We start from the raw sequence: 25,763 nt of genomic DNA, 5'->3' as shown, positions 1-25,763 counted from the left end.
AATTGTTCTTCATGTTACGGGAGTTGAAGCATGTCCGCACACACCGGGCGGCCCTCCGCCGCCGCCGCCACCGCCGCCGCCGTCACCGTCGTCGGCCTGGGTCCGATGGGCCGGGCGCTGGCCGCCGCGTTCGTGGCCGCGGGGGTACCCACCACCGTCTGGAACCGCACGCCGGGGCGGGACGCCGAGCTGGTCGCAGCGGGCGCGGTCGCCGCCGCGTCGGCCGAGGAGGCGGTCGCCGCCTCGCCGCTGACGGTCGTCTGCGTGGTGAACTACGACGCCTCGGACGCCGTGCTGCGCCAGGAGGCCGTCACCGCCGCACTCAAGGGCCGGACGGTCGTGAACCTGAGCGCCGACACACCCGGCCGCGCCCGGGACACGGCCGAGTGGGCCGCCCGGCACGGCGTCCGCTACCTGGACGGCGCGATCATGACCCCCGCCCCGACCATCGGCACGGACGACGGCGTGTTCCTGCACAGCGGCCCCGAGGAGCTGTACGAGGAGCACCGGCCGGTGCTGGCCGCGCTCGGCGGCACCCACACCCACCTGGGCGAGGACCCCGGGCGGGCGGCGGCCTACGACATCGCGCTGCTCGACATCTTCTGGACGGCGATGGCGGGCTACGCGCACGCCCTCGCGGTGGCCCGGGCGGAGGGCGTCACCGGCGCGGAACTCGCGCCGTTCGCGCAGGGCATCGCCGCGATCCTGCCGCCGCTGTTCACGGAGTTCGCCGCCGACACGGACGCCGGGACGTACTCGGGCGCGATCAACCCGGTCACCTCGGCCGTCTCGACCATGGCGCATGTCGTCCACGCCGCCGAGGCGCACGGCATCGACGCGAGCCTGATGCGGGTGATCGAGGGACAGGCCCGCCGGGTCGTCGCGCGGGGGCACGGCTCCGACGGCTACACCCGGGTCGCGGACGTGATCACCGGGCGCTGACCGGACGGAGCGGGCGCCGACCGGACGGAGTCGGGCGCAGTCGGGCGGAGTCGGGGGTCAGAAGGGCAGCGGCCGCGCGTGGACCACGTCCAGCCGGGACACCGCGCGGGTGAGCACCACGTACAGCCGGTGCAGGCCCCGCCCGCCGGGGCCCTCCGCGGCCGCGATCGCCGCCGGTTCGACGGCGACGACGTGGTCGTACTCCAGGCCCTTGACCACGCTCGCCGGCACGACGACCACCCGGGAGCCCAGCGCCTCGGGCCCGGCCGCCGCGATTCCGGCCGCGTCGAGGGCGGCCCACAGCCCCGGCACGTCCGGGTCGGCGGCGACGACGCCCACCGAGCCGTCCCGGGTGAGCGCGTGCCGTACGGCGTCCACGACCGCCTCCGGCACGGCGCCGGGGGCGGTCTCGCGCAGCGTCAACTCGCCGTCGCCGCGCAGCGAACGGGCCGGCGGCACGTCCACGCCGAGCCGTGCGAGCAGCCGGTTGGTGAGGCCCACGACCTCCTTCGGCACCCGGAATCCGGTGGTCAGCGGCACCACGGCCGCGTCCGGGCGGCCCAGGTGGGCGAGCACGGTCCGCCAGGAGCGCGCGGCCCACGGCGTGGTCCCCTGGGCGAGGTCGCCGAGGACGGTGAGCGAACCGAAGGCGGACCTGCGGGCGACGGCCCGGCACTCCATCGGGGAGAGGTCCTGGGCCTCGTCGACGACGATGTGGCCGTAGCCCGCGGGGTGTTCGAGGAGTCCGGCGACCTCGTCGAGGAGGAGCAGATCGGCGGCGGACCAGCGCGCCGACCTCCACGACCGCGGGACCCGCCCCGTCCACCGCAGGGCCTGCTGCTCCTCCTGGTCCAGCAGCCCGTCGGCGGCGCGGGCCAGCACTCCGGGGTCGCCGAGCAGCGGCGCGACGATCTCTTCGGGGCGCACCCGGGGCCATGCGGCGTCGAGGGCCGCGCCGACCGGACGGCACCGTTCGACGCGGCGCAGCCAGGCGTTGCCGCGCGGCCCGGCGCGCCGTTCGGCCCGCTCCTGGACGTACCGCACGATCCGGGCCCTGACCCGCTCGCGTCCGACGCCGTACGGCGGCTCCTCCTCCCGGACCTCCGCGACGATGCGGGCCAGCGCCTCGGCCGGGACCCGCCAGCGGTAGGAGCCGTCCGGCACGGCGAGGTCGCCCGCGGCGCCCGGGTCCACGCGCGCGTACAGGGCGCGGCGGAGCACCTCGGCGGTCCGGGCGTCGTGCTTGAGGGCGGCGGCCGGTGCGTCGTCGGTGCGGGTGACCGGGTGCCGGGCGATCTCCCGGTCCAGCGTGGACTGCCGTACGCCGCTCTCGCCGAGGGCGGGGAGCACCTCGGCGATGTAGGAGAGGAAGGTCGGGTTCGGGCCGAGGATCAGCAGTCCGCCGCGCCGGATGCGCTGCGGGTGGGTGTAGAGGAGGTACGCGGCCCGGTGCAGTCCGACGGCGGTCTTGCCGGTGCCGGGGGCGCCCTGTACGCAGACGGTGGCGCCGAGATCGGCGCGGACCAGGTCGTCCTGCTCGGGCTGGATGGTGGCGGCGATGTCCCGCATGGGTCCGACGCGGGGCCGTTCGATCTCCCGCGCGACGATGGCGCCGGCCCGGGACTCGCCCCGGCCGAGGTGCTCGTCCTCCATGCCGGTGAGGTCGGCGGCGTCGCCGCTGCTGCCGGGCGCCCATCCGAAGCGGCGGCGGACGGCCACGCCGCGCGGGTCGCCCGCGGTGGCCTGGTAGAAGGCGCGGGAGACGGGGGCGCGCCAGTCGACGACGAGGGGCGGGGCGGCCGGGTGCTCGGTGATCCGCAGCCGCCCGATGTGCAGCGACCGCCCGGGCTCCTCCCCCTCCGCGAAGTCGAGCCGTCCGAAGAACAGCGGGCCCGGCGGCAGTTCGCGCATCTCCTTGGCCCGGCTGCGCAGCCGGTACCCGAGGGCCTCGGCATCGGCACCGGAGGCGGAGACGTCCTCGCCGGTGACGACGTGTTCCTGGGCGCCCTCGACCATCGCGGTGAGGACGGTCCGGCAGTGCTCGTGGTGGGCGCGTTCGCGGTCGAGGGCGCGCTGGAGCGCGGGTTCGGTCGACGTCATTCCAGCGAGCCTACCGGAATACCGTTACCCGGTTAAATTATTTCCCCGGTCACGCTCACTGGAAGGGCGGCACCGCCGGGCCCGAGCCGACGGCCTCACGGTCCACCCGACATCGCCGAAGGCGGCCCGCTGCACTGAGGCACCGCACCGCCCGGCCGTGCGGCGTCCGGCCTGGAGCGTCCGGCCGGGCGGCTACCGCTGGAACTCGCCGGCCTCCGTCCCCAGTACGGCCAGCAGCGCCAGGGCCTCGGCGTCCGGGGATCCGGCCGGCGCGGAGTAGAGCACGAGGTGCTGGTCGCCGTCCGCGAGGCCGAGCGAGTCGCAGTCGACGGTGATGGGGCCCACGACCGGGTGCCGGAAGGTCTTGGTGAGCGTCTGCGCGGCCTGGACGTCGTGCCGTTCCCAGAGCCGGGCGAACTCGGGGCTGCCGTCGCAGAGGTCGTCGACGAGTTCCCGCACCGCGGGGTCCGACGGGTACCGGGCGAGGGTCGAGCGGAGTCCCATGACCACGTGCAGCCGGAACTCCGCGGCCTGGGAGCTGCCGTACAGCGCCCCGTCGGCGGGTCCGTCGCCGAGGAACGCCCGGCGCGCGAGATTGCGCTCCCGGGGCGTGAGGGCGGCGAAGTCCTCCATCAGCGCGGCCGCGAGAGAGTTCCACGCCAGCACCTCGTAGGTGGCGGAGACGACGAAGCCGGCCGTCTGCGGCAGCCGTTCGAGGAGCGCGAGGATGCTGGGGCGTACCTCGCGCCGGTGCAGTCCGGTACGGCTCGGCGGCGTGCCGGCGAGGACGTGCAGGTGACCGGCCTCGGCGTCCGTGAGCCGCAGCGCGTCCGCGATCCCGGCGAGGACCTCGCCCGAGGGCCGCGGCGCCCTGCCCTGTTCGAGCCGGACGTAGTACTCGGTGGAGATGTGCGCGAGGACTGCCACCTCCTCGCGTCTGAGACCCGGTGTCCGGCGGCGCGGACCCGTGGGGAGGCCGACGCCCTGAGGCCGGAGCCGCTCGCGGCGGCTGCGGAGAAACGCTCCCAGTTCCTTCCTGTCCATACCCCAAGTGTGCACACGGCACGGCCGCCGGGTCCTGGTACAGCCTGTGCCTGTATCCGGCCGGGAGCCGGCCGGACGCTGGCTCCATGACGAACGACACGAACGACACGAACGACGCAAACACCGTGAACACCGTGAACACCACAGACACCACGGACACCCCGAAGAGCACCCACCGCTCACCCATCGGCCTGCTCACCGGCAAGGTCGTGTTCATCACCGGTGCCAGCCGCGGCATCGGGGCGGCCGCGGCGCGGCTCTTCGCCGCCGAGGGCGCCGCCGTCGTGCTCGCCGCTCGCAGCGCCGACGCCCTCGACAGCGTCGTGCCGACTCCGCGAGCGTCCGCGCCGCCGTGGAGCACGTCGGGACGCTGCACGGCCGCCTCGACGGCGCCTTCAACAACGGTGCGGCGATCCAGCGGCCCGGTCCGCTCGACACGACGAGCGACGAGGACGTCGACACGCAGTTCACCGTGAACTTCCGCTCGCACTGGACCGCCATGAACGCCGAGGCCGCACTCATGCGGCGGGGCGGCGGCGGGGCCATCGTCAACACGTCGAGCATCGGCAGCCGCCGCGCGAACCCCGCCCTGCCCGCGTACGGCGCCATGAAGCGCGCGCTGAACAGCCTCACCGAGACCGCCGCGGTGAGCTGGGCCGGGGACCGCGTCCGGGTGAACGGCATCACGCCGGGCGGCACCGCGACGGAGATGATCGACGCGTGGGAGGCGGCGATGCCCGGGGTCGTCGCGCGGATCAACACGTCGACCCCGCTCGGCCGGATGGCCGAGCCCCGTGAGATCGCCGAGGTCGCCGCGTGGCTGCTCAGCGACCGCGCCTCGTGGGTGACGGGCGCGATCGTGCCGGTCGACGGCGGCGCCGGAGCCTAGGGCCAAACGTTTGGATCATGTCGCAGACGCGGGGCCCGGCTCTCCGCCCGGTCAGGTGGCCGTCGGCCCGGCCACCCCCGGCAGTCCGGCCGCGAGTCCGGCGAACGCCCGCTCCGCCGCCGCGACCGCGTCGCCCCGGACATCCTCCAGCCGTTCTCCGGCGGCGATCCGCCGCCAGTTGTCCAGTGCGAGGACCCGCTGCACGGCGATGATCTGCCCGGCCGCCAGCCTGGCGTCCAGATCGCCGCCGAGCACCTCGGCGAGCGCGGCCTCGGACCGCTCCAGCTGGGTGTGCATCCGGGCGACCAGGGCGGGGGTGCCGTAGAGCAGCCGGTGGAAGGCGAGCACGGCGGGGTGGTCGTTGAGCCCGGTCACCGGGTCGCACCGCTCAAGGCCCGCCAGGAAGTGCCGCCGCAGCGCGTCGACCGGCGCGGGCAGCCCCGCTCCCGCCACCCGGGCCGCCTCGTCCTCGTGGTCGGCGATCCGGTGCAGGACCAGGTCCTCCTTGGCCGGGAAGTACCGGAAGAGCGTCGGCTTGGAGACCTCGGCCGCAGCCGCCACCTCGGCGACGGACACCGCGTCGAAGCCCTTCTCCAGGAAGAGCTCGATGGCGATGTCCGACAGGGTCCGGAACATCCGCTGCTTCTTGCGCTCGCGCAGACCGGGGGCGTTCATGCAGGCGAGCCTAGGGGGTGCCCGGCAGGACCCCCTCCTCGTCCGGGTGCGCGCGGCCCCACCGCACGAGTGCGGTACCGATCTCGGCGGGGCCGGGCACCGACTCCAGTCCGAGGGGCAGGGCCGCGCCGGTCAGGACGGAGTGCAGCCTGGCGGCGGCGGCCCCGGGACCGGCCGACCGCGCCCCGCTCCCCAGCGAGACGGCTTCGCGGACGACGTCGGTGAAGACCGACTGCGCTCTCTTGTAGCCGACGATCCGCTCCAGGTCCTCCCGCCAGCCGCGGGTGCCGCCGGGACGCACGCCCTCGACCGTGCGGCACCACTGCTCCACCACCCGGGGGCCCTGCCGGGGCGGGTAGCGCATCAGGTGCAGATGAGTGGCGAGGTCGTAGAGCGGATCACCGACCATCGCCAGCTCCCAGTCGATGGTCCACAGCCGCCGGTCCGCGTCGACGATGATGTTCTCGCGGTGCAGGTCGGCGTGGAGCAGGCAGAACGGACGTTCCCGGAGCCCGGCGACGTGCTTGCGCAAGCGCCTGAACGCGTCGTCGTCCAGCCCCAGGGCCGCGTACAGGGAGCCGAACCGCGGCAGGTTCTCCGCGTAGACGCGCTGCTCGGTGAAGCAGACGAGCCGTTCCATGAAGCCGTCGGTGTCGCCGTCCGCCGGCCGGTCCTCGGGGCTGCACCGCCGCTCCACCGGCAGCGTCCGCGCCGTGACAGCCGCCATCTCGCCGAAGAGCCGCACGATCTGCCGCGTGAACCCCTCGGGCACCGTCCGGCCGGCCCCGTGCAGGGAACCGAGGGTCTGGCCCTCGACGAACCGCTGCAGGGCCAGCCCGCCGACCTCGAAGACGTCCGGCACATCGGTGATCCGGCCCTGCAGCGCGCGCAGCAGCTGCTCCTCCGAGACGAAGCACCGGCGGTCGAACCAGAGCAGGCCGCTGCGCGGCTCCCGGCACTTCCAGCGGGCCCCGTCCGCCGCACCCGTGGCTCCGGGCAGCGGAACCACGTACGTCTCGTGGTGGTAACCGCGCAGGGGGCCCTCGACCGCGCTTGCGTCACCGCTCACCTCGACGGCACGGAGCCGGGCGGGGGAGGCCGATTGAGGCGACATCTACCGTTTTTCTTTCGCCTTGACCCTTGCGGAGGTGCAGGAGTGGGAAAACGGTACTCCTGTTGTCCCCCTCAACCTCGCGGAACCCCGGCGAACGCCGCCGCGCCGTCCCTCCGCACGGCGAACGAATGGGCACGTGTACGACGCCGGGGCGGGTCAGGCCCGCACGAGTCCCGGCCCCGCCGCCTCCCACAGCAGTCTGAGGACCGGCTCCAGGGAGTCGACGACCGTGGCCGCGCCCGCCTGTTTGAGGAGCTTCGTCTTCCGTTCGTTGTGGCCGTAGCCCAGGAAGGGCACGCCGGCCCGTCGGGCGGCGGTCACGTCGGAGGCGGAGTCGCCGACCATCAGGGCCCGTGCGGGGGCGGTGCCCATCGCGCTCAGGGCGCGGTTGAGGCAGTGGGGGTCGGGTTTGAGCAGGTGCGGGTCCCCGGTGCGGCCGTAGATGTGGGGGGCGAAGCAGCCCAGCAGGTCCCGGGTCTCCAGGTACTCGCTCACCACGCGGGGCGAGTTGTTGGTCGTGACCGCGAGGCCCACGCCGAGGGCGGACCAGGTGCGGATCAGGGCGTCCGCGTACGCGGTCGGCCACGCGGTGGGCACGGCGCGCCGTTCCTCCCGGGTCAGCCGTTCCTCGAACTCGGCGAGCAGGTCGCTCTGCCGGTGTCTGCGGTTGACCGCGGCCAGCAGGGCGTGCGGGTCCGGGTGGACCTGCTCCTCCTGGGTGAGCAGGTCCTTCAGGCCCAGCCGCTCCAGCCAGTCCACCAGTTCGGCCGCCACCCGGTCGGCCGAGTAGCCCGCGAACAGTCTGCAGATGGGGCCGTCGAAGTCCCACAGCACGACGCGGGCGCCCATGACCAGGTCCCGCAGGGCCTCGGACTGCTCGTCCGGGCCGGCCCGCTCGCTCACCGGTTCCGTCTGTTCCGTATCGGAAGTCACTAGGAGAGTGTCATGTCCGTGGTGATGGTTTCCCAGAGGGCGTCGAACCACTTCTGTGATTCCTCCACGAACACCGCGTCGCGGTGACCGGTCCGCTTCAGGAACGAGAACAGCAGCGACTGGGAGCCGAGCGCGTCGTACATCTGGAGCGTCCGGCTCTCGTACTCCTCCTCGCGCCGGGTCAGCATGTAGTAGCCGAGGAGGGCCTCCTCGCCGTTGAGCAGGTACAGCTTCATCGGCGGGGTGAACGGCAGGGCGCGGAAGGCGATGCGCACGTCGACGCGGTGGGTGGAGCGCACGGCGTGCAGGTTGTGCTGGAGGACCCGCGCCTGGGCGTTGCGCATCTGCAGCCAGCGCTGGTGGACCGGGTCGTCCTCCTCGTCCTCGACCAGGACGGGGAAGGCGAGTTCGATGTCGCGGGACGGCATCAGCACGCGGAAGTCGATCGACTCCGGGTGGATGCGGCCCTCGTGGATCAGCCGGAGCGGCTCGCTGAGGGCCAGCATCAGCGTCTCCGAGGTGTGGCACACGACGTCGACCCGGACGTGCGGCGCCGCGAACGCCTCCGCCAGGCGCGGCCCGAGCGCCACCATCGTCGGCTGCGGCTCGGCCCGCGGTGTGGCGGGCTCGGCGATGCGGGGCGGGCTGCCCTTGCTGACGTTGGTGAGCAGGCCGTCCTCCTGGAGTGCGCGCAGGGCCTGGCGGACGGTGCCGCGCTCCACGCCGAACTCCTCGGCCAGTTCGGCCTGGGTGGGCAGGCGGTCGCCCGCCCTGAGGTCTCCCCCGCGGATCCGTTCCCGCAGGACGTCGGCGATCTCCTGGGACGAGAGCCTTCTGCTGCCGTTCACGGACACGTTCTCCTGAGTCACGACCAAACGCTACAACTTCGACCTACCTATAGGGAGTTGTTTGAAACTTGTTTATAGGTAGCAGCCAAGTGGGGACAACCTAGGGAGAGTTGGTTGCCAACTTCTCCCAGTTGGCGAAAGTCTATCTTCCCGAAGGGGGGAAGGCCATGCCCGTCCTCGCCCTGGTCTCCGCGGTCTTCGTCATCGCCTTCGAGCAGATCGTCCAGTGGAAGTACGGTGCCACCGGCATCGTCGGCCTGCTCCTGCTCACCATAGGCATCAAGGCCAAGAGCCCCTCCGTCAGCTCCGCCGGAGCGGTGCTGCTGGCCCTCCTGGTCGCCGGTCCCGCGCTGTGACCCGGGCGGTCAGCCCGGGAGCACCAGCTCCGAGCTGATCGTCCCCCACAGCGCGTCGAACCACAGCCGGGACTGCTTCACGAACACGCCGTCGCGCAGGCCATCGCCCTGCTCGAAGGCGAACAGCGTCGAGCGGATGCCCTCCGCGTCGTACATCTCCAGCTGCTCGTGGTCGATCTCCTGCTCGCGCCGGCCGAGGGTGTAGTACGCGAACAGGGCCTCGCCGCCGTTGAGCACGTACAGCTTCACCGGCGGGGTGAAGGGCAGCGCGCGGAAGGAGACGCGCACGTCGATGCCGTGCGTGGCGCGCAGGCTCAGCAGATTGTGCCGGAGCACCTGCCCCTGGGCGTCACGCATCGCCAGCCACCGCTGGTGCACCGGGCCGCCCGCCGCGCCGCCCGTGACCGCCACCGGGAAGGCGAGGTCGATGTCGCCGCTCGGCAGCAGGACCCGGACGTCGACCTTGGCCGGTTTCAGTCGCCCGGCGTGGATCTGGCGCAGCGGCTCACCGAGGGCGAGGGTGAGGGAGACGGAGGTCAGGCAGAGCGCGTCGATCTCGACGTGCTCGGCGGCGAAGGCCGCCGCGATCCGGGAGGCGAGGGCCACGCCGGTGGGCATCGGCCGCGCTTCGGGGCCGGCCTGGGGGCCGTACAGGTCGGGTGCGACGGTCGCCGGGCTCCCCTTGGACACATTGGTGAGCAGACGTTCCGACTGCAGGATGCGCAGGGCCTGGCGGACGGCACCCCGCTCCACGCCGAACTCCTCCGCCAACTGGGCCTGCGTGGGCATGCGCTGGCCCGGCCGCAGCCGACCGGACCTGATCCGGGCGCGCAGCTCGTCGGCCACCTCTCGATGTGTTGTCTGTGGCCGCTGCGGTCTCTCCCGCCCGTTGACGGGGGCGTGTTCCGGCTCCACGACCAAACCCTACAACTTCTCGCCATCTTCCGGCAGTTCGCGGGAAGGTGGTTATGAGACGCTTCCAAGCGGAGATAAGTACAGTGAAGTTGGCAGCCAACTTGAGCAACGTGGTCGAGCCTCACGGGGGTTGGCCACCACGGTGACAGGGGGTCCACCATGCCGCTCATCGCCATCGTCGTCGCGGCTCTGGCCATCGGGTTCGAGCAGCTCGTGCAGTGGAAGTACGGGCCGATGGGCATCATCGCGTTCGTCGCGCTGTCCATCGGCATCAAGGCGAAGAACACCATGATCGGCGGTGTGGGTGCGGTGATCCTCGTGATGCTGCTCGCCCAGTCCGGCTGAACCGACGTACTGACGGCCGGGCCCCCTTCCGGAGGGGAGCCGGGAGCCCGGCCGGTCAGTAGGCACCACGCACAACAGGCACGACAAGCGCAACAGGCACAACAACCACAACCACAACTGAAGAGCACGTCGAAGAACCCGCGCTACGGATGCGCACGTCCACCGTCACCGGAGGAAGGGAGGCACCTCAGGAAGGGATTCACCTCAGAACATGTCCGGGCACCAAGGCCGCCTGGACGTACGCAGCAGGGCGTCGACCACACGGGCGGCGCCCGCTCGTTCTTCCCGCACCCGGCCGAGCGCGGCCAGCCGCACCGCCGACTCGTCGCCCAGCCACAGCGCGGCCAGCTCGCCCACGTCCAGCACGAGGTCGGCGCTCTCGGTGGTCGGCGCGCAGGACGCCCCGTCCGGGCCCGCCTCCAGCCGCCACCGCCCGCCGGTGAGGCCTCCCCGGTCCACGACATCGAGGACCAGCGACCCCTGCCCGTCGTACGTCCGCGCCTCCAGCGCCCGCGCGACGTCCAGGATCCGCACCCACAGCCAGTCGGCCTGCATGGTGATGCGGGCCGCGCGCGGGTCCGGCAGCAGGTGCGGGAGCAGGTCGTCCGGGGAGCGCCAGCCGCTCTTCACCGTCTGGACCCAGTCGATCGAGCACAGGTAGTGCCACAGCGCGCGCTCGGCGGCCGGGGTCACGGCGAGCAGCCAGTCCACGGTCGCCGTGTTCAGCGGCTGCTTGGCGTCGCCCCAGTGGTCGTCGGCCCGGTACGAGGCCAGGCCCTCGACCTCGCCGTCCGCCGAGCGGTACAGGGCGTAGCAGGGCTCGGTCCAGGGGGTGCCGTTCATGTTGACCACGCCGGTCCTGGACTGCCACCACAGCTCGGTCCGGCTGACCGCGCCCGGCTGGGACCGGCGCAGCCGCTCGTGCAGCCCGGGGCCGAGCCTGCGGACGTCCGCGCCGTCCACGAGGTCGATCCGGCCGCCGTCCTCCGGGGCCGCCCAGCGCCGGTCGAGGCCGGCCCGGGGCACGTCGACCGCCCACTCGGTCAGGGTGGTGGCGGGGCCGAAGCCGTACCGGCCGTAGATCGGGTACTCCGCCGCGATCAGCGTCGCGACGACGTCCCCGCGCTCCTTCGCCGCGGCCAGGTCCTGCGCCATCATCCGGGTGAGCAGGCCGCGGCGGCGGTGGGTCGCGGTGACGGTGACGTTGGAGATCGCGTCGGCCCGGACCTGGCCGCCCCCGACGGCCGTCAGCTCCTGGTCGAAGGACCGGAAGGTCGCCACGCACCGGTCGCCGTCGAAGGCGCCGAGCGACCGGCCGGGCACGAACTGCCGCCGCCGCGCCTCCAGCTGCTCCTCGGACACGGCGGGCGGCTGCAGGAACCCGGTGTTCAGGGCCCGGTTCCAGTCGGTGAAATCGGCCTCGGTGATGGGACGTACGTCTATCTCGGTGCGGCGGCTCATACGCTCACCGTAGATCGCCGCTCCGGCCGCGTCGCGGGGATTAACGGGCGCCCGAAGGCCCCGAAGGCCCCGGACGCCCCGGACGGCCCGGACACCCCGGACGTCAGAAGGACGCCCGGATCTCCCCCACCTCGCGGCCCCCGCCCAGCAGCGGCGCGCGCCCGATGCGCCCGACGACCGGCGCGTCCACGCCCAGCAGGGTCAGGGCGCGGGCCAGCACCGGGCCCAGGGCCCGGCTCGCACCGTCCTCGATCTTGAAGGCGAGGGCGCGTCCGTCCGGCAGGGCCACCGCCTGTACGGCCTCGGCGCCCATCTTGGAGAGGCTGCCGGGCACCTCGCGCATCAGCCAGGTGTCGGCACGCCGGCTGCCGGCGACGTACTCGGGGTGGGCGCGCATCGCGTCGGCGACCCGGCGCTCGGCCGAACCGGGCTCGGCGGCGACGAAGGAGCGGAAGGCGCGGGCCAGCCCGACCAGGCTGATCGCCATCAGCGGCGCCCCGCACCCGTCGGTGCCGACGGCGGCGACCGGCTCGCCCGCCGCGTCCTCCACAACCCTGTGGATGACGCGCTGGAGCGGGTGCTCGGGGTCGAGATAGGTCTCCAGCGGCCAGCCCCGCTGCGCGCAGACCGCCAGCATCGCGGTGTGCTTGCCGGAGCAGTTCATGGTGACGCGGTCGGGCACGGCGCCCGACGCCAGGTACGTATCCCGCTCCTCGGCGTCCAGCGGCAGGTCGGGCGGGCACTGGAGCAGCGCCGGGTCCAGGCCGTACTCGTCCAGCATCTTGCGGACCAGATCACGGTGAAACGGTTCTCCGGAGTGGCTCGCCGCGGCCAGCGCCAGCCGCTCCCCCGCGAGGTCGAGGCCCGCTCGCAGCACGCCCGCCGCCTGCATCGGCTTGTTCGAGGAGCGCGGGAAGACCGGCGCCGTCACCTCGCCCAGCGCCAGCTCCACCGCCCCGTCCGTGCCCAGGACCACCAGGCTGCCCCGGTGCCGCCCCTCGACGAAGCCGGACCGGACGACCTCGGCGAGGACGGGCGGCACGACGGGCGAGAGGGCGGACGTGGGCGCGGCCCGGTCCGCATGCGACGGCTGCGACGAGTGTGACGGCTGCAACGGTTGCGACGGCTGGGGCGCGGGCATCGGCGGTGGCCTTCCGGAACGGGCGACCCCCCGCGGCGACGGCCCGGGATCACCGGGCTCCAGGGGCGGCGCGGATGGCCGCCCCGTGTCACACGAGCAGGTCGTCGACTTGTGCTTCCCCCTCACGGTACCGGCGTGCGATCTCCGCGCTGCAGCCGTCCGCCGTGCGCTGGAGCCGCTGCCTGCTGCGGGAGACCTGCTGCTCGTAGCGGACGAGCCGCCCCATCCCGGCGGTCAGCTCGACGTCGGTGCGGGCCGTCAGGTCGGACAGCTCCACCTCGCCCATCATCTCCGCGGCCAGCCGCCGGCACTCCTCGCTGCGCGGGGTGGCCAGCGTCACGTGCCGGGCGGAGGAACGCTGCCGGGCCGGCGCGTCGGCGAGGATCTCGGAGAGCCGCTCCACCACCGACCCGGTCGCCGCGGTGGTGACCACGGACGACGACGGGGCCGGCCCGCGCCCCGCCAGCTCCGCGCGCAGGATGTCGATACGGCCCTGCAGCAGCCGCCGTACGTAACTGAGGTCGGCCTCCTCGCGCTGGGCGTCCCGGCGCAGCGTGCGCAGCTCCGGCAGGCTCAGCGCGGTCAGGTCCCCCTCCGGGGGGTCGGCCGGCAGCTCGGGGCTGTCCGTGCGCTGCACGGGCGCCCGGGGCGCCTCCAGACCACCCAGGCCGGCCGGACCGCTCGGACCGCCCCGGCCACTCGGACATGTCAACGCGGCAGTCCCGAACGACCGCCCCGTACTCGGTGTGCTCATGCGCCTCAACCGTCCCCTCGCCCGGCGTCTGGGAGCATCGTGCCACCCCAAGTGGCCGCTATGTGACCGAGTGCCCCCGATCGGCCCCGATCGGCCCCAGATGGGGGGTTCGCAGGGAAAAGAAACCCCCTACGGACCCGCCCCTGCCCACCCTAGGGGCGCACGGCATCATTGCGGGATGCGTGCAGTGGTGCAGAGGGTGGACGGCGCGAGCGTCGTCGTGGACGGCGAGACCGTGGGGGCGATCGACGGCGAGGGCCTGTGCGTCCTGGTCGGCGTCACCCACGACGACACCAAGGAGAAGGCGGCGCAACTGGCCCGCAAGCTCTGGTCGGTGCGGATCCTGCACGACGAGAAGTCGTGCAGCGACCTCGACGCGCCGCTGCTGGTGATCAGCCAGTTCACTCTTTATGGCGACGCCCGCAAGGGCCGCCGCCCCACCTGGAACGCCGCCGCCCCCGGTGACGTCGCCGAACCCCTGGTCGACGAGGTCGTCGCGCACCTGCGCGCGCTGGGCGCGACCGTGGCGACGGGCCGCTTCGGCGCGCAGATGCGGGTGTCCCTGACGAACGACGGCCCGTTCACGGTCCTCGTGGAGGTCTGAGACGGGCCCTGGAGGCCCTACGGCTCGACGACGGTCTCCTGTGCGGCCGCGGTCTCCTCGGCCATCAGCCGGGCGTCCACCGGCACGTTCCGCTTCACCAGGGCGAGGGCGACCGGGCCCAGCTCGTGGTGGCGGGCGGACGTGGTGACGAAACCGATCTTCCGGCCGTCGGGCCCGTCGTCCGCGAGGCGGATCTCCGCCCCGTTCGGCGGCAGGTGGACCTCGCTGCCGTCCAGGTGCAGGAAGACCAGCCGGCGCGGCGGCTTGCCGAGGTTCTGCACCCGGGCGACGGTCTCCTGCCCGCGGTAGCAGCCCTTCTGGAGGTGCACGGCCGTGCCGATCCAGCCCAGCTCGTGCGGGATGGTCCGGTGGTCGGTCTCGAAGCCGAGGCGCGGGCGGTGCTGCTCGACCCGCAGCGCCTCGTGGGCGAGGATCCCGGCCGCGGGCCCGGCCTCGGCGGCGAAGCTCTCCAGCTCCTCCCGCGGCAGGAAGAGGTCACGCCCGTACGGCGTCTCGCGCACGACGGCCGAGGCGGGGGCCTGGGCGATCGAACCGGCCGGCAGGTGCACGACAGCGGTGTCGGCGGTGCGGTCGGCGACCTCGACCCGGTAGAAGAACTTCATCGACTCCAGGTAGGCGATCAGCGCCTCCTGGCTGCCGGGCTCGACGTGGGCCCAGACGGTCGTGCCGTCGTCGACGAGGTACAGCGCGTGTTCGATGTGGCCGTTCGCGGAGAGGATCAGCGCCTCGGTGGCCTGGCCGGTCGGCAGGTCGCTGACGTGCTGGGTGAGCAGCAGGTGCAGCCAGCTCAGCCGGTCGTCGCCCGTGACGGTGACGACACCGCGGTGGGAGAGGTCGACGAAGCCGGTGCCGTCGGCGAGGGCACGCTGCTCGCGGAACAGGTCGCCGTAGTGGGCGGCGACGCCTTCGTCCACACCCTCGGCGGGAACGGCGCCGGGCAGGGACAGCAGGGGGCTCTTCATACGCCCAGCGTACGACTCGCTTACGAGTCGCCTACGACTCGGTAGTTGAACCCTTCAGGGAACAGCTCTCGCACCGGCCGAAGATCGCGAAGTGCTTCATGTCGGTGTCGAAGCCGAACTGCTCGCGCAGCTTGGCGGTGAAGTCGGCGGCGACCGACAGATCGGCCTCGATCACGTTCGTGCAGTCCCGGCAGACCAGGTGGATGTGGTGGTGCCGGTCGGCCAGGTGATAGGTGGGCGCACCGTGCCCGAGGTGGGCGTGGCTGACCAGCCCCAGCTCCTCCAGCAGCTCCAGCGTGCGGTACACGGTGGAGATGTTGATCCCCGACGCCGTCTTGCGCACCTGGCCGAGGATGTCGTCCGGGGTCGCATGCTCCAACGTGTCCACGGCTTCGAGCACCAGCTGCCGCTGGGGCGTCAGCCGATAGCCGCGCTGCCTGAGGTCGCTCTTCCAGTCGGTGCTCACCACACCACGAGTCTAGGCCCGGCGTCCCTCCTCGCGGTGTGACGACCAAGAAGCTCCACGGACGATCGCCGCGGTCGGTACCGTCGACACCAGCACCGGCCCTCGATCCGGAGGACTCCATGACCGCTCAACGCCCGGAATCACTCACCGAGCCCCTCATCCCCATGCCCGCCCTCACGCCCGAGGCACTGCGTAGCGCGGTGGCGAGTCTGACGCCGAGCCGGGTGCCCGCCTTCGTTCAGGACCTCGTCGAGGCGACGACCAGCGCGCAGCAGACGCAGTCCCTCGCACCTCTGCGTACGTTCGTCCACACCTGGGGGGTGTTCGTGGCGATCCAGCGCCGGCCGTCCCGCGCGGCCCGCCTGCGCCACCTGGAAGACGTGGTGAGCGCGGGCGCGGAGGACCCGACGAACGCCATCGCCGAGATCCGGAAGATCCACGCCGAGGCGGAGGCGGAAGCGGGCCTGTGAGCGACTGGAAGTGGGAGTACAACCCGAGCGAGGAGTACCTCACGGCGGGGCTGCCCGTGGGCGTCGTGGCCGAAGTGGAGCGCATCGCCACCGAGATCGCCACCGAAGATCGGGAAGTTCCGTAACCCGTCGGCGGACGCGGCTTCATCCAGTTCCTGGCGGTCCCCCGGCACGAGTGCGTCTACATCTGCACCGTCGTCTGGAACGGGTGACCAGCCGAACGGGCGACTACTTGAAGAAGGCGATCCCGTCGTCCGGCATGTCGTCCGGCAGGGCCTTGGCCCAGCGCTCGACGTCCTCCGGGGTGACGACCTTCTTCAGGTGCGCCGACATGTACGGGCGCAGCTCGACCTCGGGGGTCTGCTTCTCGCCGACCCACATCAGGTCGCTCTTTACGTAGCCGTACAGCCGCTTGCCGCCGGTGTAGGGCTGCGAGGCCGCGGTGCGGGCCACCGCGTCCGTGACCAGGTCGATCTGGGGCTTCTGGTCGGCCATCTCGCCGTACCAGATCTCGATGACGCCGTCGTCGCGGGTCATCGTCACCTCGACCTTGCGGTTGGCGTCGATGCGCCAGAAGCCGTGCTCGGACTCCAGCGGGCGGACCTTGTTGCCGTCGTTGTCCAGCACCCAGGTGTGGGACTCGTACTCCAGGAAGTCCCGGCCGTCGTGGGTGAAGGAGACCTCCTGGCCGAAGTTGCACTTCTCGGCGCCGGGGAAGTCGTGCACGCCCGCGCCCGCCCAGTCTCCGAGAAGGAAGGCGAGGGGGACGAGGTCCTTGTGCAGGTCGGACGGGATCTCGATCATGAGCGGACTTACTTCCTGGCGTCGGTGATCAGCGCTGGCCCTGGTACAGCTTCTTCACGGTCAGACCGGCGAAGGCGAGAACGCCGACGCAGACCAGGACCAGCAGGGCTTCGAAGAAGATCTCCACGGGGTGCTCCTTGAGCGGGGGGCATACGACAGGGCCGCCCCCAGCTTACGCGGCCCACCTCGGCTCTTCTCGCCGGACTCCGCCCACGAACGCGGCCCACGCGGGCGCGGCGAACAGGAGCGCACCGCGAGCGGGGTCCTTGCTGTCGCGCACGGGGACGAGGGGGAGGCCGGGGGCGACCTCGACGCACTCGCCGCCGCTGGTGTTGCTGTAGCTGCTCTTGCGCCAAGAGACGGCGCTCAGATCGATGGCTCGCACGGCGCTTCCTCCAACGTCCGCAGGATGAAATCGCGCGACTCGGCCGGTGACAGCGCCAAGTCACGCATCGCATCGTACCTACGTTGCAGCAGCTCAACTGAGGCGTTTTCCTCCACGAGTTCACCGCGCAGGTCGTTCTCGGTGTAGGCGACCACCCGGCCATTCGGCAGCCTCAAGAACATCAGGGAGGTGTTCATCAGACCGTGCGGGCCCGCACGGAACGGCAGCACTTGGAGGGTGATGCTCGGGCGCTCGGCCATCTCGGCCAGGTGGGCCAGCTGCTCCCGCCACGCCTCCACGTCGCGCAGCGACGTGCGCAGAACCGCCTCGGAGAGGATGACGCGAAACGGTGGTGGTGCCTCCCCGTCCAGCAGTTGCCGGCGACCGAGACGGGCCTCGACCTGCTGCTCCAGTTCAGGTCCCTTGAGCCAGCCCACGGCCAGCGCCTCGCGCGCGTACCCGGCGGTCTGGAGCAGGCCCGGCGGTGCGCTCACCGCGTAGTGCCACAGGCTGATCGCCTCGGCCTCCAGGATCATGTACCGCCGATACTGCTCACGGAACTGCGTGGGATCGGCCACCGCCAGCTCCCACAGCGTGAGCAGCATTCCGCCCGTGCCGTAGTACTGGTCGAGCGCCTCGACGATCTCCGGGCCGCCCAGCGTGTGGCCGTTCTCCATCTTTCCGAACTGGGACGCGTCCCAGCCCACCACCTCGGCGACGCCCCGCAGGGACACGCCCCGCCCGTGCCGGAGCAGCCGCAGCTCCTCCGCGAACCGTGCCCTCGGTTCCTGACTGCGACCCGTGATCGCCCTCCGCTGCGGCACCGCACCCCTCCCGGCTGTGGAATTTGTGGAATTTGGAGCGCCCGTTGTGGCACTAGCGGCCGTTCCGGGCTTGGCGACCCCCGGCGTGGGTCATGCTCGTACTGCCCACCACTACGCAGAGTAGGGCAACTGTCGCATTCCGTATAGATGTTGGCGTAAGGGAGCGAACCCCGTGAGAACAGAACCGGCCACCTACGAGCCCGGCACCGTGCTCTACGACATCGCCGCCGCCAGGGTCGGCGAGTACCGCGGCCGCAGCGGGGCGCGCATGCTGCTCCGCCCCCTCGGCGGCGGCCGGGAGTGGGAGGCGGAGCCGCCCGCGCTGCGCCCGGCGACCGACCGCGAGCGCCTCGGGGCGAGCGTGCGCGCCGCGAACGACCGCACCCTCGCCACGCCCCCGGCCCCCGGCGAGCCGGAGCGGCCGCCCCTGCCGGTGCCGGGCTGCGAGGCGTGCGGCTGGCTGGCCGAGCGGCGGGAGACCGCACGCGCGGCGTTCGACCACAGCGCGGTGTCGGACGCGAACGTCCTGCTGCGCCAGCACCAGCGCAAGGAGCACGAGGGATGACGTACGACGGCGGACTGCCCTACGAGGAGTGCCGGCGGGCCCAGCGGCTCGCGCCGCGACGGGACCGGGCGCCCCTCTCCCCCGGCTTCGCGATGCCCCCGTTCCACCCCGGCCATCCGCCCGCGCCCGCGCCGAGGCACAGGGCGCGGCCCCGGCACCGGCGGCACACCCGGCTGGACGGCGCCACCGTCAGCGGCCTGCTGACCGTCCTGTGCGTCGCGACGCTGCTGGTGACGATCACCTTCGCGGTCTGACGCCGCCCGCGAGGGCTACGCTTCCGGCATGGCGAAGAAGCTCGTGATCAAGGTGACGGCGGGGGCCGATGCCCCGGAGCGCTGCTCGCAGGCGTTCACCGTGGCGGCGGTGGCGGTGGCCAGCGGGGTCGACGTGTCGCTGTGGCTGACCGGTGAGTCCGCGTGGTTCGCGGTGCCGGGGCGGGCGGCCGAGTTCGAGCTGCCGCACGCCGCGCCGCTGCCCGACCTGCTGGACTCGCTCCTGGCGGGCGGCCGGGTGACGCTGTGCACCCAGTGCGCGGCCCGGCGCGACCTCACCGAGAAGGACGTCATCGAGGGCGTGCGCATCGCGGGCGCGCAGGTCTTCGTGCAGGAGGCACTGGCCGACGACACGCAGGCCCTCGTGTACTGAAGGGGTGCGTCGGGGCTCACTGCCCCATGACGTACGCCACGGTCGGACCGGTGGTCCAGCCGCCGTCCACCGCGAGTTCGGCGCCGGTGACGTAGGACGCGGCGTCCGAGAGCAGGAAGACGACCGCGCCGGCGATCTCGTCGGCCTCGCCGACCCGGCCCATGGGCGTGTTCGGGTACTTGCCCTCGCCGCGCTCGATGCCGACGGCCGCGGTCATCGGGGTGTACGTCATCCCCGGGTGCACGGAGTTCACGCGGACGCGGGCGGTGCCCCACTCCACGGCGCCGATCTTCGTGAGCCCGCGTACGCCCCACTTGGAGGCGCCGTAGCCGGCCGTGAGGGCGAGGCCCATCAGGCCCGCCGCGGACGAGATGTTGACGATCGATCCGCCGCCGGCCTCCCGCAGCGCGGGGACCACGGTCTTCATGCCGATGAAGACGCCGGTGAGGTTGACGTCGAGGACCTTGCGGAAGTGCTCGACGGACTCCGCCTCCAGCGGCGTACCGGTCGAGATCCCGGCGTTGTTCACCAGGCCGTGCAGCGCGCCGAACTCGGTGACGGCGAAGTCGGCGACCCGCCGCCAGTCCTCCTCGGAGGTCACGTCGTGGCGCAGGAAGCGGGCGCGGTCGCCGAGTTCGCGGGCGGTGCGCTCGCCGTCGTCGTCCAGGACGTCGGTGATCAGGACGTGGGCTCCGGCGGCGACGGCCTGCCGGGCGGCTTCCGCGCCGAGGCCTCGGGCGCCGCCGGTGACGATCACGTTCTTGCCGGTCAGGTCGTGCATGGTGCGTGCTTTCCTTTCAGGGGTTCAGGGGGCGGGTGCCCTCAGAAGTGGGTGCCGCCGTCGACGCGGACCTCGGTGCCGGTGATGAACCGGCCGTCCTCCGAGGCCAGCATCGCGACGACCGACGCCACCGTCTCCGGACCGGCGAAGCCCTGGCCGAGTGCGGGGGAGAGCTTCGCGAACAGGGCCATGTCGGCGTCCTCGGGCAGCCCGGGGCCGACGCTCTGCCCGCTGGCCCCGCTGCCGTCCGTCATGCCCGAGGAGATGGAGCCGGGCTGGACGGCGGTGAAGCGGATGCCGCGTCCCGCGTACTCGGCGGCCAGGGCGTGGGTCATGGACTGGATGCCGCCCTTGCTCGCCGCGTAGGCCGCCATGTAGGGGTGCGCGAACGCGGCGGAGGTCGAACTGAAGTTGACCACCGCCGCGTCCCGGCCCTCCAGCAGCGCGGGGATCGCCTCGCGGATCACCAGGAAGGTGCCGACGAGGTTCACGGTCAGGACCCGGGTGAAGTCCGCGAGGCTGGTCTGCCCGGTGTGCGAGGAGCGCAGGATGCCGGCCGCGTTGACCAGGACGTCGAGGCCGCCCAGCGCCTCCGTCGCGGTCCGCACGCCCTCGCGTACCGAGGTCTCGTCGGCGATGTCGACGACGAGGGTGGTGAGCCGGTCCGCGTGGTGCCCGGCCTTCTCCACGGTGTCCTTCAGGCCCGGCTCGCTGACGTCCGCCGCGACGACGGTGCCACCCTCGGCGAGCAGACGCAGCACGGTGGCCTGGCCTATGCCCGAGCCGCCGCCGGTGACCAGGGCGCGACGGCCCTCGTAACGATGCAAGTGGTTCATGTGGTTCATGTCCGTCACCGTACGCCTGAGTGGCACGTTTTGCCATTACGTCACGGCGTGCCGCCGGGGGGTCGCAGGCCGTACGCTTCTGGGGTGAGCACCGAGCCGCCACCGCCCCCGACGCTGACCGAACGCCGCAAGGCCGCGACCCAGCTCGACATCGCGCACGCAGCGGCAGAGCTCTTCGCCACCCGGGGCCCGGAGGCCACGACGGCAGAGGAGATCGCCCGGCGGGCGGGCGTCGCGCTGCGGACCTTCTACCGGTACTTCCGCTCCAAGCAGGACGCCGTCGGTCCGCTGCTCACGGTCGGCGCCGACCGCTGGCGGGCGCTGCTGGCCGAGGCGCCGCCGGGCAGCCCCCTCGGTCCCGCCCTGCGCGGCGCGGTCGAGCAGGCGCTGGCGACACCGGATCCGCAGGCCGTCGAGGCGCTGCTGCGCACGCGTGGTCTGCTGCGCGCCGCCGCGGACGATCCCGCGCTGCGGGCGGTCTGGTACCGCGTGAACCAGGAGTCGGAGGAGCTGCTCATTCCGGTGATCGCCCGGCTGACGGACGGCCGCCGGGACCCGCTGGAGGTGCGTCTGGTCGCCGCCGCGGCCACCGACGCCATCCGGATCGCCCTGGAGACCTGGTCCGGCACCGAGGCCGCGACCGAGGGCCCCGACTCCCCCGCCGACCTGGCGGTGCGCTGTCTGCGCAGCCTCCTCGGCGCCGGGGACGACACCCCTTAGCGGCGTTAGTGGCGCTTCTTGCCGTCCAGCTCGTCCCACCACTCGTCGGACTGCGCGTCGCCCGACGGGTCGTCCCACCAGCGGTCGTCCGGACCGCGCCGGTTGGCGACCATCGCGGCCACCGGGGGGATGAGCATCGTGAACACGCACAGGCCGACGGCCGCCGGGACGGACCAGAGGCGCACGACTCCCCAGGCCAGGACGAAGAGCACGATGCAGGTCCCCATCATGGCGAAGTAGACGTGCCGCCGCCGTGCGTACATACCTCCAGCGTAGGTCCGGATCCCCGGTCCGGACACGCCGAAGGGGCCGCACCCCAGGCGTCCAACCCGCTGGGTGCGGCCCCTTCGGCCGTCGCGCGGCGTGCGCGCCGCGCTGCCTGCCGTCAGACGGCGATCGCGACCTCCGCGAGGCCGCCCTGCTGGGCCACGACCGTGCGGTCGGCGGTGCCGCCCGGGACGAGCGCGCGCAGGGTCCAGGTGCCCTCGGCCGCGTAGAAGCGGAACTGGCCCGTCGCGGAGGTCGGGACCTCCGCCGTGAACTCGCCGGTGGCGTCCAGCAGACGGACGTAGCCCGTCACCGGCTCGCCGTCGCGGGTCACCTGACCCTGGATGGTGGTCTCACCGGGCTTGATCGTCGAGGCGTCGGGGCCGCCGGCCTTCGCTCCGCACATGTCGTAACTCCTGAGGTGTGTTGGGAAAGGTCGGCGGGTGCCGTACCCGTGTCGCTTACTTCGCGGCGCCGAGCTCGATCGGCACGCCGACCAGGGAGCCGTACTCGGTCCAGGAGCCGTCGTAGTTCTTGACGTTGTCCACGCCCAGCAGCTCGTGCAGGACGAACCAGGTCAGGGCGGAGCGCTCACCGATGCGGCAGTAGGCGATGGTGTCCTTCGCCAGGTCGACCTGCTCGTCGGTGTAGAGCTGCTTCAGCTCGTCGTCCGACTTGAAGGTGCCGTCGTCGTTGGCGTTCTTCGACCACGGGATGTTGCGGGCGGACGGGACGTGGCCCGGACGCTGCGACTGCTCCTGCGGGAGGTGGGCCGGGGCGAGCAGCTTGCCGGAGAACTCGTCGGGCGAGCGGACGTCGACCAGGTTCTGCGCGCCGATCGCCTGGACGACGTCGTCGCGGAAGGCACGGATCGCGGTGTTCTGCGGCTTGGCCTTGTAGTCGGTGGCGGCGCGCTGGGGCACCTCGTCGCCGGGGACCAGCTCGCGGGCGTCCAGCTCCCACTTCTTGCGGCCGCCGTCGAGGAGCTTGACGTTCTCGTGGCCGTAGAGCTTGAAGTACCAGTAGGCGTACGACGCGAACCAGTTGTTGTTGCCGCCGTAGAGGACCACCAGCGTGTCGTTGGCGATGCCCTTGGCCGACAGGAGCTTCTCGAAGCCCTCCTGGTCGACGAAGTCGCGGCGGACCGGGTCCTGGAGGTCCTGGGTCCAGTCGATCCGGATCGCGTTCTTGATGTGGTTCTTCTCGTAGGCGGACGTGTCCTCGTCCACCTCGACGATCGCGATGCTGGGGTCGTCCAGGCGGTCCTGCAGCCAGTCGGCGTCGACCAGGACGTCGCTGCGGCTCATGTTTTCTCCTCCGGGGCAGTTGCGGCGGGGCGTGCGGTGAGAGGGGGTGCGCGCTCGGGCCGTGCCGCGGCGCGCGCGGGTGCCCACGACGGTGCGGGGCGAGGATGAGGGGGACACGGACGGCGACGTCGCCGTCCGTCTCAGAAGGAGCGACAGAGCATGGCGGCAACGCGGCACAGGTCCACTGCCCGCCGCTTCGTGAGGTCCGCCTGTTGCTTCATAAGTCCCGATCGTAGGGATTGAGGGCGGGCCGTGTCACCGACGTGTCGCATGATGAGACACGATCGTCCGAGATGTGGGATCAGGAGCCTCGTCGCCCCGCCCCGGAGGGTCGCCGGGGCGGACGCCGGCGTCACCGCATCTGCGGTACGGACAGCGCCGTCTCGCCTGTCGGACACGGGCGTCGCCGGTCCCCGCGGCACCGGCCTTCGTCCTACCCGGCCAGCTTGACGTTCGAACCCTTCACCGCGATCTCGACGCCGTCCTTGGCCGCCTCGACCTTGTCCAGCTTGATGCCGCCCGGCAGCTCGTCGATGGTCTGCTGGAAGTCCGTGATGGCCCGGATCCGGGACTCGGCGAGCTGCCTGCCGCCGATCTTCGGCAGGCCGTCGGCGACGACCTCGACGTCGTCGTCCTTGACCTTGACCGAGCTGAGCACCTCGACGGGCTCGGGCACCTCGACCCCGAGGACCGTGGCCCGCAGCGACACCTTGATCTTTCCGTTGCCGCCGTCGGAGAGTCCGATCACCTTGGCGTCGATGCCGGGCGCGATCTCCGTGGGCTCGGACCTGGTGGCCTTCATCAGCTCGTCGTAGCCGACCGTCGCGGTACCGGTGGCGCTGGCCGCGACGGCGGAGCTGTAGTCGCCGGAGAACTCGACGCCCTTCATGTGCGCGCGCAGATCCGCGATACGGATCTTCTCGCCGCCGTTGCCGGTGGCCGCCTCGTAGTCGACGATGCCGACCTCCACGTCGTCCAGGGAACCGCCGGCGACCTGGGTGAGGAAGGGGAAGCCGTTGATGGAGACGTCCGGCGTCGAGGCGAGGTTCTCGGTGCTGCGCAGCTTGTCCGCGGCCTCGTCCTCGGCGAAGTTGACGGCGACACGGTCGGCGATCACGAAGAGGCCGCCCAGGATCACGACGACGATCAACAGTATTCGCAGTGCACGCATGCGGTGTTTCCCCAACCCTGGACGCTCGACGACGGCGGACCCGACGACCGACGACCGGCGGCCGTCCAGCGCGAGCGTAACGCGGGCCCGGGCACCCCCCGGGTTTTGTCGAACAGCTGTGACAGGGGGTGCCGCCACCTGTGACAGGCGGTGGTGCCGGGGCTCAGGCCAGGGCCCGGCCCAGGACGTAGACGGCCGGGGCCGCCGCCGCGAGGGGCAGGGCCACGCCCGCCGTGAAGTGGACGAAGCGGGAGGGGTAGTCGTAGGCGGCCACCCGCAGGCCGATCAGCGCGCAGACCGCCGCACCCGCGCCGAGCAGCGCGCCCGACGCCCCGAAGTCCGTCATCGAGCCGGCCGCGATCCCCGCCCCGGCCGCCGCGAGCAGCGCGACGGCCACGGACGCCGGGGTCGGCAGCGGCAGCGCGCGGGCCACGGCCGCCACGGCCACCGCGATCCCGCCGACCGTCACCGCGTCCGCGTCGGCGGCCAGGTACCCGCCCGCGACGACGGCCAGGGCCGCCGCGGCGATGGTCGCCATCAGGCCGTACATCCGCTCGTCAGGGTCGGCGTGCGAGCGCAGTTGCAGGACGAGGGAGAGCAGCACCCACACCCCGAGCGTGCCGAGGATCGCCGCCGGGGAGCGGTCCGACACCAGCAGCGCCGCGTCGGCGGCGAGCGCGCCCGCGAAGCCCAGCGCGATGCCCTGCCGGGCGGGCCACATGCCGTTCAGCCGGAACCAGCCCGCCGCGGTGACCGCCTGGAGGACGACGAGCGGGACGAGGAGGGCGTACGTGCCGAGCGCCGCCGCGCCGGACAGCAGCAGCCCGAGCAGCGCGGTGAGACCGGCCGGCTGCATGCCCGGGTCGATGATCGGCGAACGCCCCTCGGCCCGGGCCCGCTGCGCGTCCGTGATCCGCGTGTTCCCGGCGACGGTCGCGGGACCGTAGCCCGGATCACTGGAGGCGGAAGGGGCGGGAGCGGGGTCGGGGGCGGGAGTGGGCGCGGGGCTCGGCGCGGCCGTGACGTGCGCGTACGGCTCGGGCGAAGGCTGCGGCGCGTACTGCTGGGCCTGGGGCTGGGGCTGGGGCTGGGGTTGCCCGTACCCCTGCGACGCGTACGGCTGCGGCTGGGCTTGCGCGACCGGCGGCAGGTACGCCGTCTCCTCCGCGGAGACCGGCGGCTGCACCTGCGTCTCCCAGGTCTGGCCCTGCCACTGCTGCGTGTACTGGCCGGCGTTCGGGTCCGGCTGCTGCTCCCCGTACCCCTGGTAGGACTGGTACGGCTGCTGCCCGGGCCACGCCTGGGCGTCGTGCGCCTCGTACTGCTGGTTCCCGTGGTTCCCGCCGTACTGCTGACTCGGGTCGTACGGCTGATTCGGGTCGTACTGCTGGTACGGCTGGTCGGTCATC

The 25,763-nt window shown here is 72.6% G+C and carries 32 protein-coding genes and 1 pseudogene; 11 read left to right on the top strand and 22 right to left on the bottom strand.

Annotated features, from left to right (window positions below):
• Positions 1-30 precede the first annotated feature (30 nt).
• Positions 31-942 (top strand): NAD(P)-dependent oxidoreductase, encoded by a 912-nt coding sequence (locus tag ACH4D3_RS36455; protein WP_398331588.1) that lies wholly within the window; start codon positions 31-33, stop codon positions 940-942.
• Positions 943-999: 57 nt separating this feature from the next.
• Here the strand turns inward: ACH4D3_RS36455 and ACH4D3_RS36450 are convergent, their stop codons facing one another.
• Both ACH4D3_RS36450 and ACH4D3_RS36445 read right to left on the bottom strand, forming a co-directional pair.
• Entirely contained in the window at positions 1,000-3,042 is a 2,043-nt protein-coding gene (locus ACH4D3_RS36450; protein WP_398331585.1) for a HelD family protein, read from the bottom strand.
• A gap of 192 nt (positions 3,043-3,234) precedes the next feature.
• A complete protein-coding gene (locus tag ACH4D3_RS36445) occupies positions 3,235-4,086 on the bottom strand; it encodes a helix-turn-helix transcriptional regulator (protein WP_398331582.1) in 852 nt (283 codons plus the stop codon).
• Between the two features lie 86 nt (positions 4,087-4,172).
• Between ACH4D3_RS36445 and ACH4D3_RS36440 the strand changes: the two are divergent.
• Positions 4,173-4,975: pseudogene (locus tag ACH4D3_RS36440) on the top strand (SDR family NAD(P)-dependent oxidoreductase).
• A gap of 51 nt (positions 4,976-5,026) precedes the next feature.
• Here the strand turns inward: ACH4D3_RS36440 and ACH4D3_RS36435 are convergent.
• The 4 genes from ACH4D3_RS36435 to ACH4D3_RS36420 form a co-directional block, all read right to left on the bottom strand.
• Complete coding sequence (locus ACH4D3_RS36435; RefSeq protein WP_398331579.1) at positions 5,027-5,650, bottom strand: TetR family transcriptional regulator; 624 nt, start codon at positions 5,648-5,650, stop codon at positions 5,027-5,029.
• 10 nt (positions 5,651-5,660) lie between these two features.
• Entirely contained in the window at positions 5,661-6,764 is a 1,104-nt protein-coding gene (locus ACH4D3_RS36430) for a phosphotransferase (protein WP_398331576.1), read from the bottom strand.
• 156 nt (positions 6,765-6,920) lie between these two features.
• Positions 6,921-7,697 (bottom strand): HAD family hydrolase, encoded by a 777-nt coding sequence (locus ACH4D3_RS36425; RefSeq protein ID WP_398331573.1) that lies wholly within the window; start codon positions 7,695-7,697, stop codon positions 6,921-6,923.
• A complete protein-coding gene (locus ACH4D3_RS36420) occupies positions 7,697-8,572 on the bottom strand; it encodes a winged helix-turn-helix domain-containing protein (protein WP_398331570.1) in 876 nt (291 codons plus the stop codon). The genes ACH4D3_RS36425 and ACH4D3_RS36420 overlap by 1 nt, the downstream gene beginning before the upstream one ends.
• Before the next feature lie 140 nt (positions 8,573-8,712).
• Between ACH4D3_RS36420 and ACH4D3_RS36415 the strand changes: the two genes are divergently transcribed.
• On the top strand, positions 8,713-8,901 hold the full coding sequence (locus ACH4D3_RS36415) for a hypothetical protein (protein ID WP_104635634.1): 189 nt from the start codon (positions 8,713-8,715) through the stop codon (positions 8,899-8,901).
• 9 nt (positions 8,902-8,910) lie between these two features.
• Here the strand turns inward: ACH4D3_RS36415 and ACH4D3_RS36410 are convergent, their stop codons facing one another.
• The gene (locus tag ACH4D3_RS36410; protein ID WP_398331567.1) at positions 8,911-9,822 is read right to left on the bottom strand and encodes a FadR/GntR family transcriptional regulator; all 912 of its coding nucleotides are present in this window, start codon (positions 9,820-9,822) and stop codon (positions 8,911-8,913) included.
• 153 nt (positions 9,823-9,975) lie between these two features.
• On the opposite strand from ACH4D3_RS36410, the gene ACH4D3_RS36405 reads away from it, so the two are divergent.
• Positions 9,976-10,161 carry a hypothetical protein gene (locus ACH4D3_RS36405; RefSeq protein ID WP_003974784.1) on the top strand — a complete coding sequence of 62 codons (186 nt, stop codon included), beginning with the start codon at positions 9,976-9,978 and terminating at the stop codon, positions 10,159-10,161.
• A gap of 204 nt (positions 10,162-10,365) precedes the next feature.
• Here ACH4D3_RS36405 and ACH4D3_RS36400 read toward each other — a convergent pair whose 3' ends face one another.
• From ACH4D3_RS36400 to ACH4D3_RS36390, 3 genes are all read right to left on the bottom strand, one after another.
• Positions 10,366-11,622, bottom strand: a complete 1,257-nt coding sequence (locus tag ACH4D3_RS36400) for a GNAT family N-acetyltransferase (RefSeq protein ID WP_398331564.1) — start codon at positions 11,620-11,622, stop codon at positions 10,366-10,368.
• 103 nt (positions 11,623-11,725) lie between these two features.
• Positions 11,726-12,763 (bottom strand): asparaginase, encoded by a 1,038-nt coding sequence (locus ACH4D3_RS36395; protein WP_398331561.1) that lies wholly within the window; start codon positions 12,761-12,763, stop codon positions 11,726-11,728.
• An 88-nt stretch (positions 12,764-12,851) separates the two neighbouring features.
• A complete protein-coding gene (locus ACH4D3_RS36390) occupies positions 12,852-13,517 on the bottom strand; it encodes an aerial mycelium formation protein (RefSeq protein ID WP_398331558.1) in 666 nt (221 codons plus the stop codon).
• A 178-nt stretch (positions 13,518-13,695) separates the two neighbouring features.
• Between ACH4D3_RS36390 and dtd the strand changes: the two genes are divergently transcribed.
• On the top strand, positions 13,696-14,121 hold the full coding sequence (gene dtd, locus ACH4D3_RS36385) for a D-aminoacyl-tRNA deacylase (RefSeq protein WP_007388827.1): 426 nt from the start codon (positions 13,696-13,698) through the stop codon (positions 14,119-14,121).
• A gap of 17 nt (positions 14,122-14,138) precedes the next feature.
• Here the strand turns inward: dtd and ACH4D3_RS36380 are convergent, their stop codons facing one another.
• Both ACH4D3_RS36380 and ACH4D3_RS36375 read right to left on the bottom strand, forming a co-directional pair.
• Entirely contained in the window at positions 14,139-15,104 is a 966-nt protein-coding gene (locus ACH4D3_RS36380) for a YgfZ/GcvT domain-containing protein (RefSeq protein WP_398331555.1), read from the bottom strand.
• A 31-nt stretch (positions 15,105-15,135) separates the two neighbouring features.
• The gene (locus ACH4D3_RS36375; RefSeq protein WP_115743326.1) at positions 15,136-15,573 is read right to left on the bottom strand and encodes a Fur family transcriptional regulator; all 438 of its coding nucleotides are present in this window, start codon (positions 15,571-15,573) and stop codon (positions 15,136-15,138) included.
• Between the two features lie 116 nt (positions 15,574-15,689).
• Here ACH4D3_RS36375 and ACH4D3_RS36370 point away from each other — a divergent pair, with 116 nt between their 5' ends.
• Together ACH4D3_RS36370 and ACH4D3_RS36365 are read left to right on the top strand one after the other, a co-directional pair.
• Positions 15,690-16,040: a DUF6247 family protein gene (locus ACH4D3_RS36370; RefSeq protein ID WP_361012532.1), complete on the top strand. Its 351-nt coding sequence runs from the start codon at positions 15,690-15,692 to the stop codon at positions 16,038-16,040.
• Positions 16,037-16,165, top strand: coding sequence for a hypothetical protein (locus ACH4D3_RS36365; protein WP_398331551.1), 129 nt, complete (start codon positions 16,037-16,039; stop codon positions 16,163-16,165). Before ACH4D3_RS36370 ends, ACH4D3_RS36365 begins: the two co-directional genes overlap by 4 nt.
• Before the next feature lie 103 nt (positions 16,166-16,268).
• Here ACH4D3_RS36365 and ACH4D3_RS36360 read toward each other — a convergent pair whose 3' ends face one another.
• The 3 genes from ACH4D3_RS36360 to ACH4D3_RS36350 form a co-directional block, all read right to left on the bottom strand.
• Complete coding sequence (locus tag ACH4D3_RS36360; protein WP_398331548.1) at positions 16,269-16,844, bottom strand: FABP family protein; 576 nt, start codon at positions 16,842-16,844, stop codon at positions 16,269-16,271.
• A 172-nt stretch (positions 16,845-17,016) separates the two neighbouring features.
• Entirely contained in the window at positions 17,017-17,229 is a 213-nt protein-coding gene (locus ACH4D3_RS36355) for a DUF397 domain-containing protein (protein WP_361012526.1), read from the bottom strand.
• Complete coding sequence (locus tag ACH4D3_RS36350) at positions 17,211-18,053, bottom strand: helix-turn-helix domain-containing protein (protein WP_398331545.1); 843 nt, start codon at positions 18,051-18,053, stop codon at positions 17,211-17,213. The genes ACH4D3_RS36355 and ACH4D3_RS36350 overlap by 19 nt, the downstream gene beginning before the upstream one ends.
• A 172-nt stretch (positions 18,054-18,225) precedes the next feature.
• Between ACH4D3_RS36350 and ACH4D3_RS36345 the strand changes: the two genes are divergently transcribed.
• The 3 genes from ACH4D3_RS36345 to ACH4D3_RS36335 are packed head-to-tail and all read left to right on the top strand — an operon-like array spanning position 18,226 to position 19,263.
• A complete protein-coding gene (locus tag ACH4D3_RS36345; protein WP_398331542.1) occupies positions 18,226-18,618 on the top strand; it encodes a hypothetical protein in 393 nt (130 codons plus the stop codon).
• Entirely contained in the window at positions 18,615-18,872 is a 258-nt protein-coding gene (locus ACH4D3_RS36340) for a hypothetical protein (RefSeq protein ID WP_398331539.1), read from the top strand. Before ACH4D3_RS36345 ends, ACH4D3_RS36340 begins: the two co-directional genes overlap by 4 nt.
• Positions 18,873-18,900: 28 nt before the next feature.
• Positions 18,901-19,263 carry a DsrE family protein gene (locus ACH4D3_RS36335; protein ID WP_003974797.1) on the top strand — a complete coding sequence of 121 codons (363 nt, stop codon included), beginning with the start codon at positions 18,901-18,903 and terminating at the stop codon, positions 19,261-19,263.
• Positions 19,264-19,279: 16 nt separating this feature from the next.
• Here the strand turns inward: ACH4D3_RS36335 and ACH4D3_RS36330 are convergent, their stop codons facing one another.
• Both ACH4D3_RS36330 and ACH4D3_RS36325 read right to left on the bottom strand, forming a co-directional pair.
• A complete protein-coding gene (locus tag ACH4D3_RS36330) occupies positions 19,280-20,044 on the bottom strand; it encodes a glucose 1-dehydrogenase (protein WP_398331536.1) in 765 nt (254 codons plus the stop codon).
• 41 nt (positions 20,045-20,085) lie between these two features.
• Positions 20,086-20,880, bottom strand: coding sequence for an SDR family NAD(P)-dependent oxidoreductase (locus ACH4D3_RS36325; RefSeq protein WP_398331728.1), 795 nt, complete (start codon positions 20,878-20,880; stop codon positions 20,086-20,088).
• 93 nt (positions 20,881-20,973) lie between these two features.
• On the opposite strand from ACH4D3_RS36325, the gene ACH4D3_RS36320 reads away from it, so the two are divergent.
• Positions 20,974-21,609, top strand: a complete 636-nt coding sequence (locus ACH4D3_RS36320; protein ID WP_398331533.1) for a TetR family transcriptional regulator — start codon at positions 20,974-20,976, stop codon at positions 21,607-21,609.
• Between the two features lie 5 nt (positions 21,610-21,614).
• Here ACH4D3_RS36320 and ACH4D3_RS36315 read toward each other — a convergent pair whose 3' ends face one another.
• From ACH4D3_RS36315 to ACH4D3_RS36295, 5 genes are all read right to left on the bottom strand, one after another.
• Positions 21,615-21,872, bottom strand: coding sequence for a DUF3099 domain-containing protein (locus tag ACH4D3_RS36315; RefSeq protein ID WP_016326801.1), 258 nt, complete (start codon positions 21,870-21,872; stop codon positions 21,615-21,617).
• Between the two features lie 122 nt (positions 21,873-21,994).
• A complete protein-coding gene (locus ACH4D3_RS36310; protein ID WP_115743318.1) occupies positions 21,995-22,282 on the bottom strand; it encodes a DUF1416 domain-containing protein in 288 nt (95 codons plus the stop codon).
• Between the two features lie 55 nt (positions 22,283-22,337).
• Complete coding sequence (locus ACH4D3_RS36305) at positions 22,338-23,183, bottom strand: sulfurtransferase (protein ID WP_398331530.1); 846 nt, start codon at positions 23,181-23,183, stop codon at positions 22,338-22,340.
• Positions 23,184-23,616: 433 nt separating this feature from the next.
• On the bottom strand, positions 23,617-24,354 hold the full coding sequence (locus ACH4D3_RS36300) for a DUF2993 domain-containing protein (protein ID WP_398331527.1): 738 nt from the start codon (positions 24,352-24,354) through the stop codon (positions 23,617-23,619).
• Between the two features lie 163 nt (positions 24,355-24,517).
• On the bottom strand, positions 24,518-25,762 hold the full coding sequence (locus ACH4D3_RS36295; RefSeq protein WP_398331524.1) for a hypothetical protein: 1,245 nt from the start codon (positions 25,760-25,762) through the stop codon (positions 24,518-24,520).
• Between the last annotated feature and the right edge of the window lies 1 nt (position 25,763).

The organism is Streptomyces sp. NPDC018026 (assembly GCF_044327745.1).
GTDB lineage: Bacteria > Actinomycetota > Actinomycetes > Streptomycetales > Streptomycetaceae > Streptomyces > Streptomyces rubrogriseus.
The sequence above is the reverse complement of the archived record's forward strand: the minus strand, read 5'-3'. Positions and strand labels throughout refer to the sequence as shown.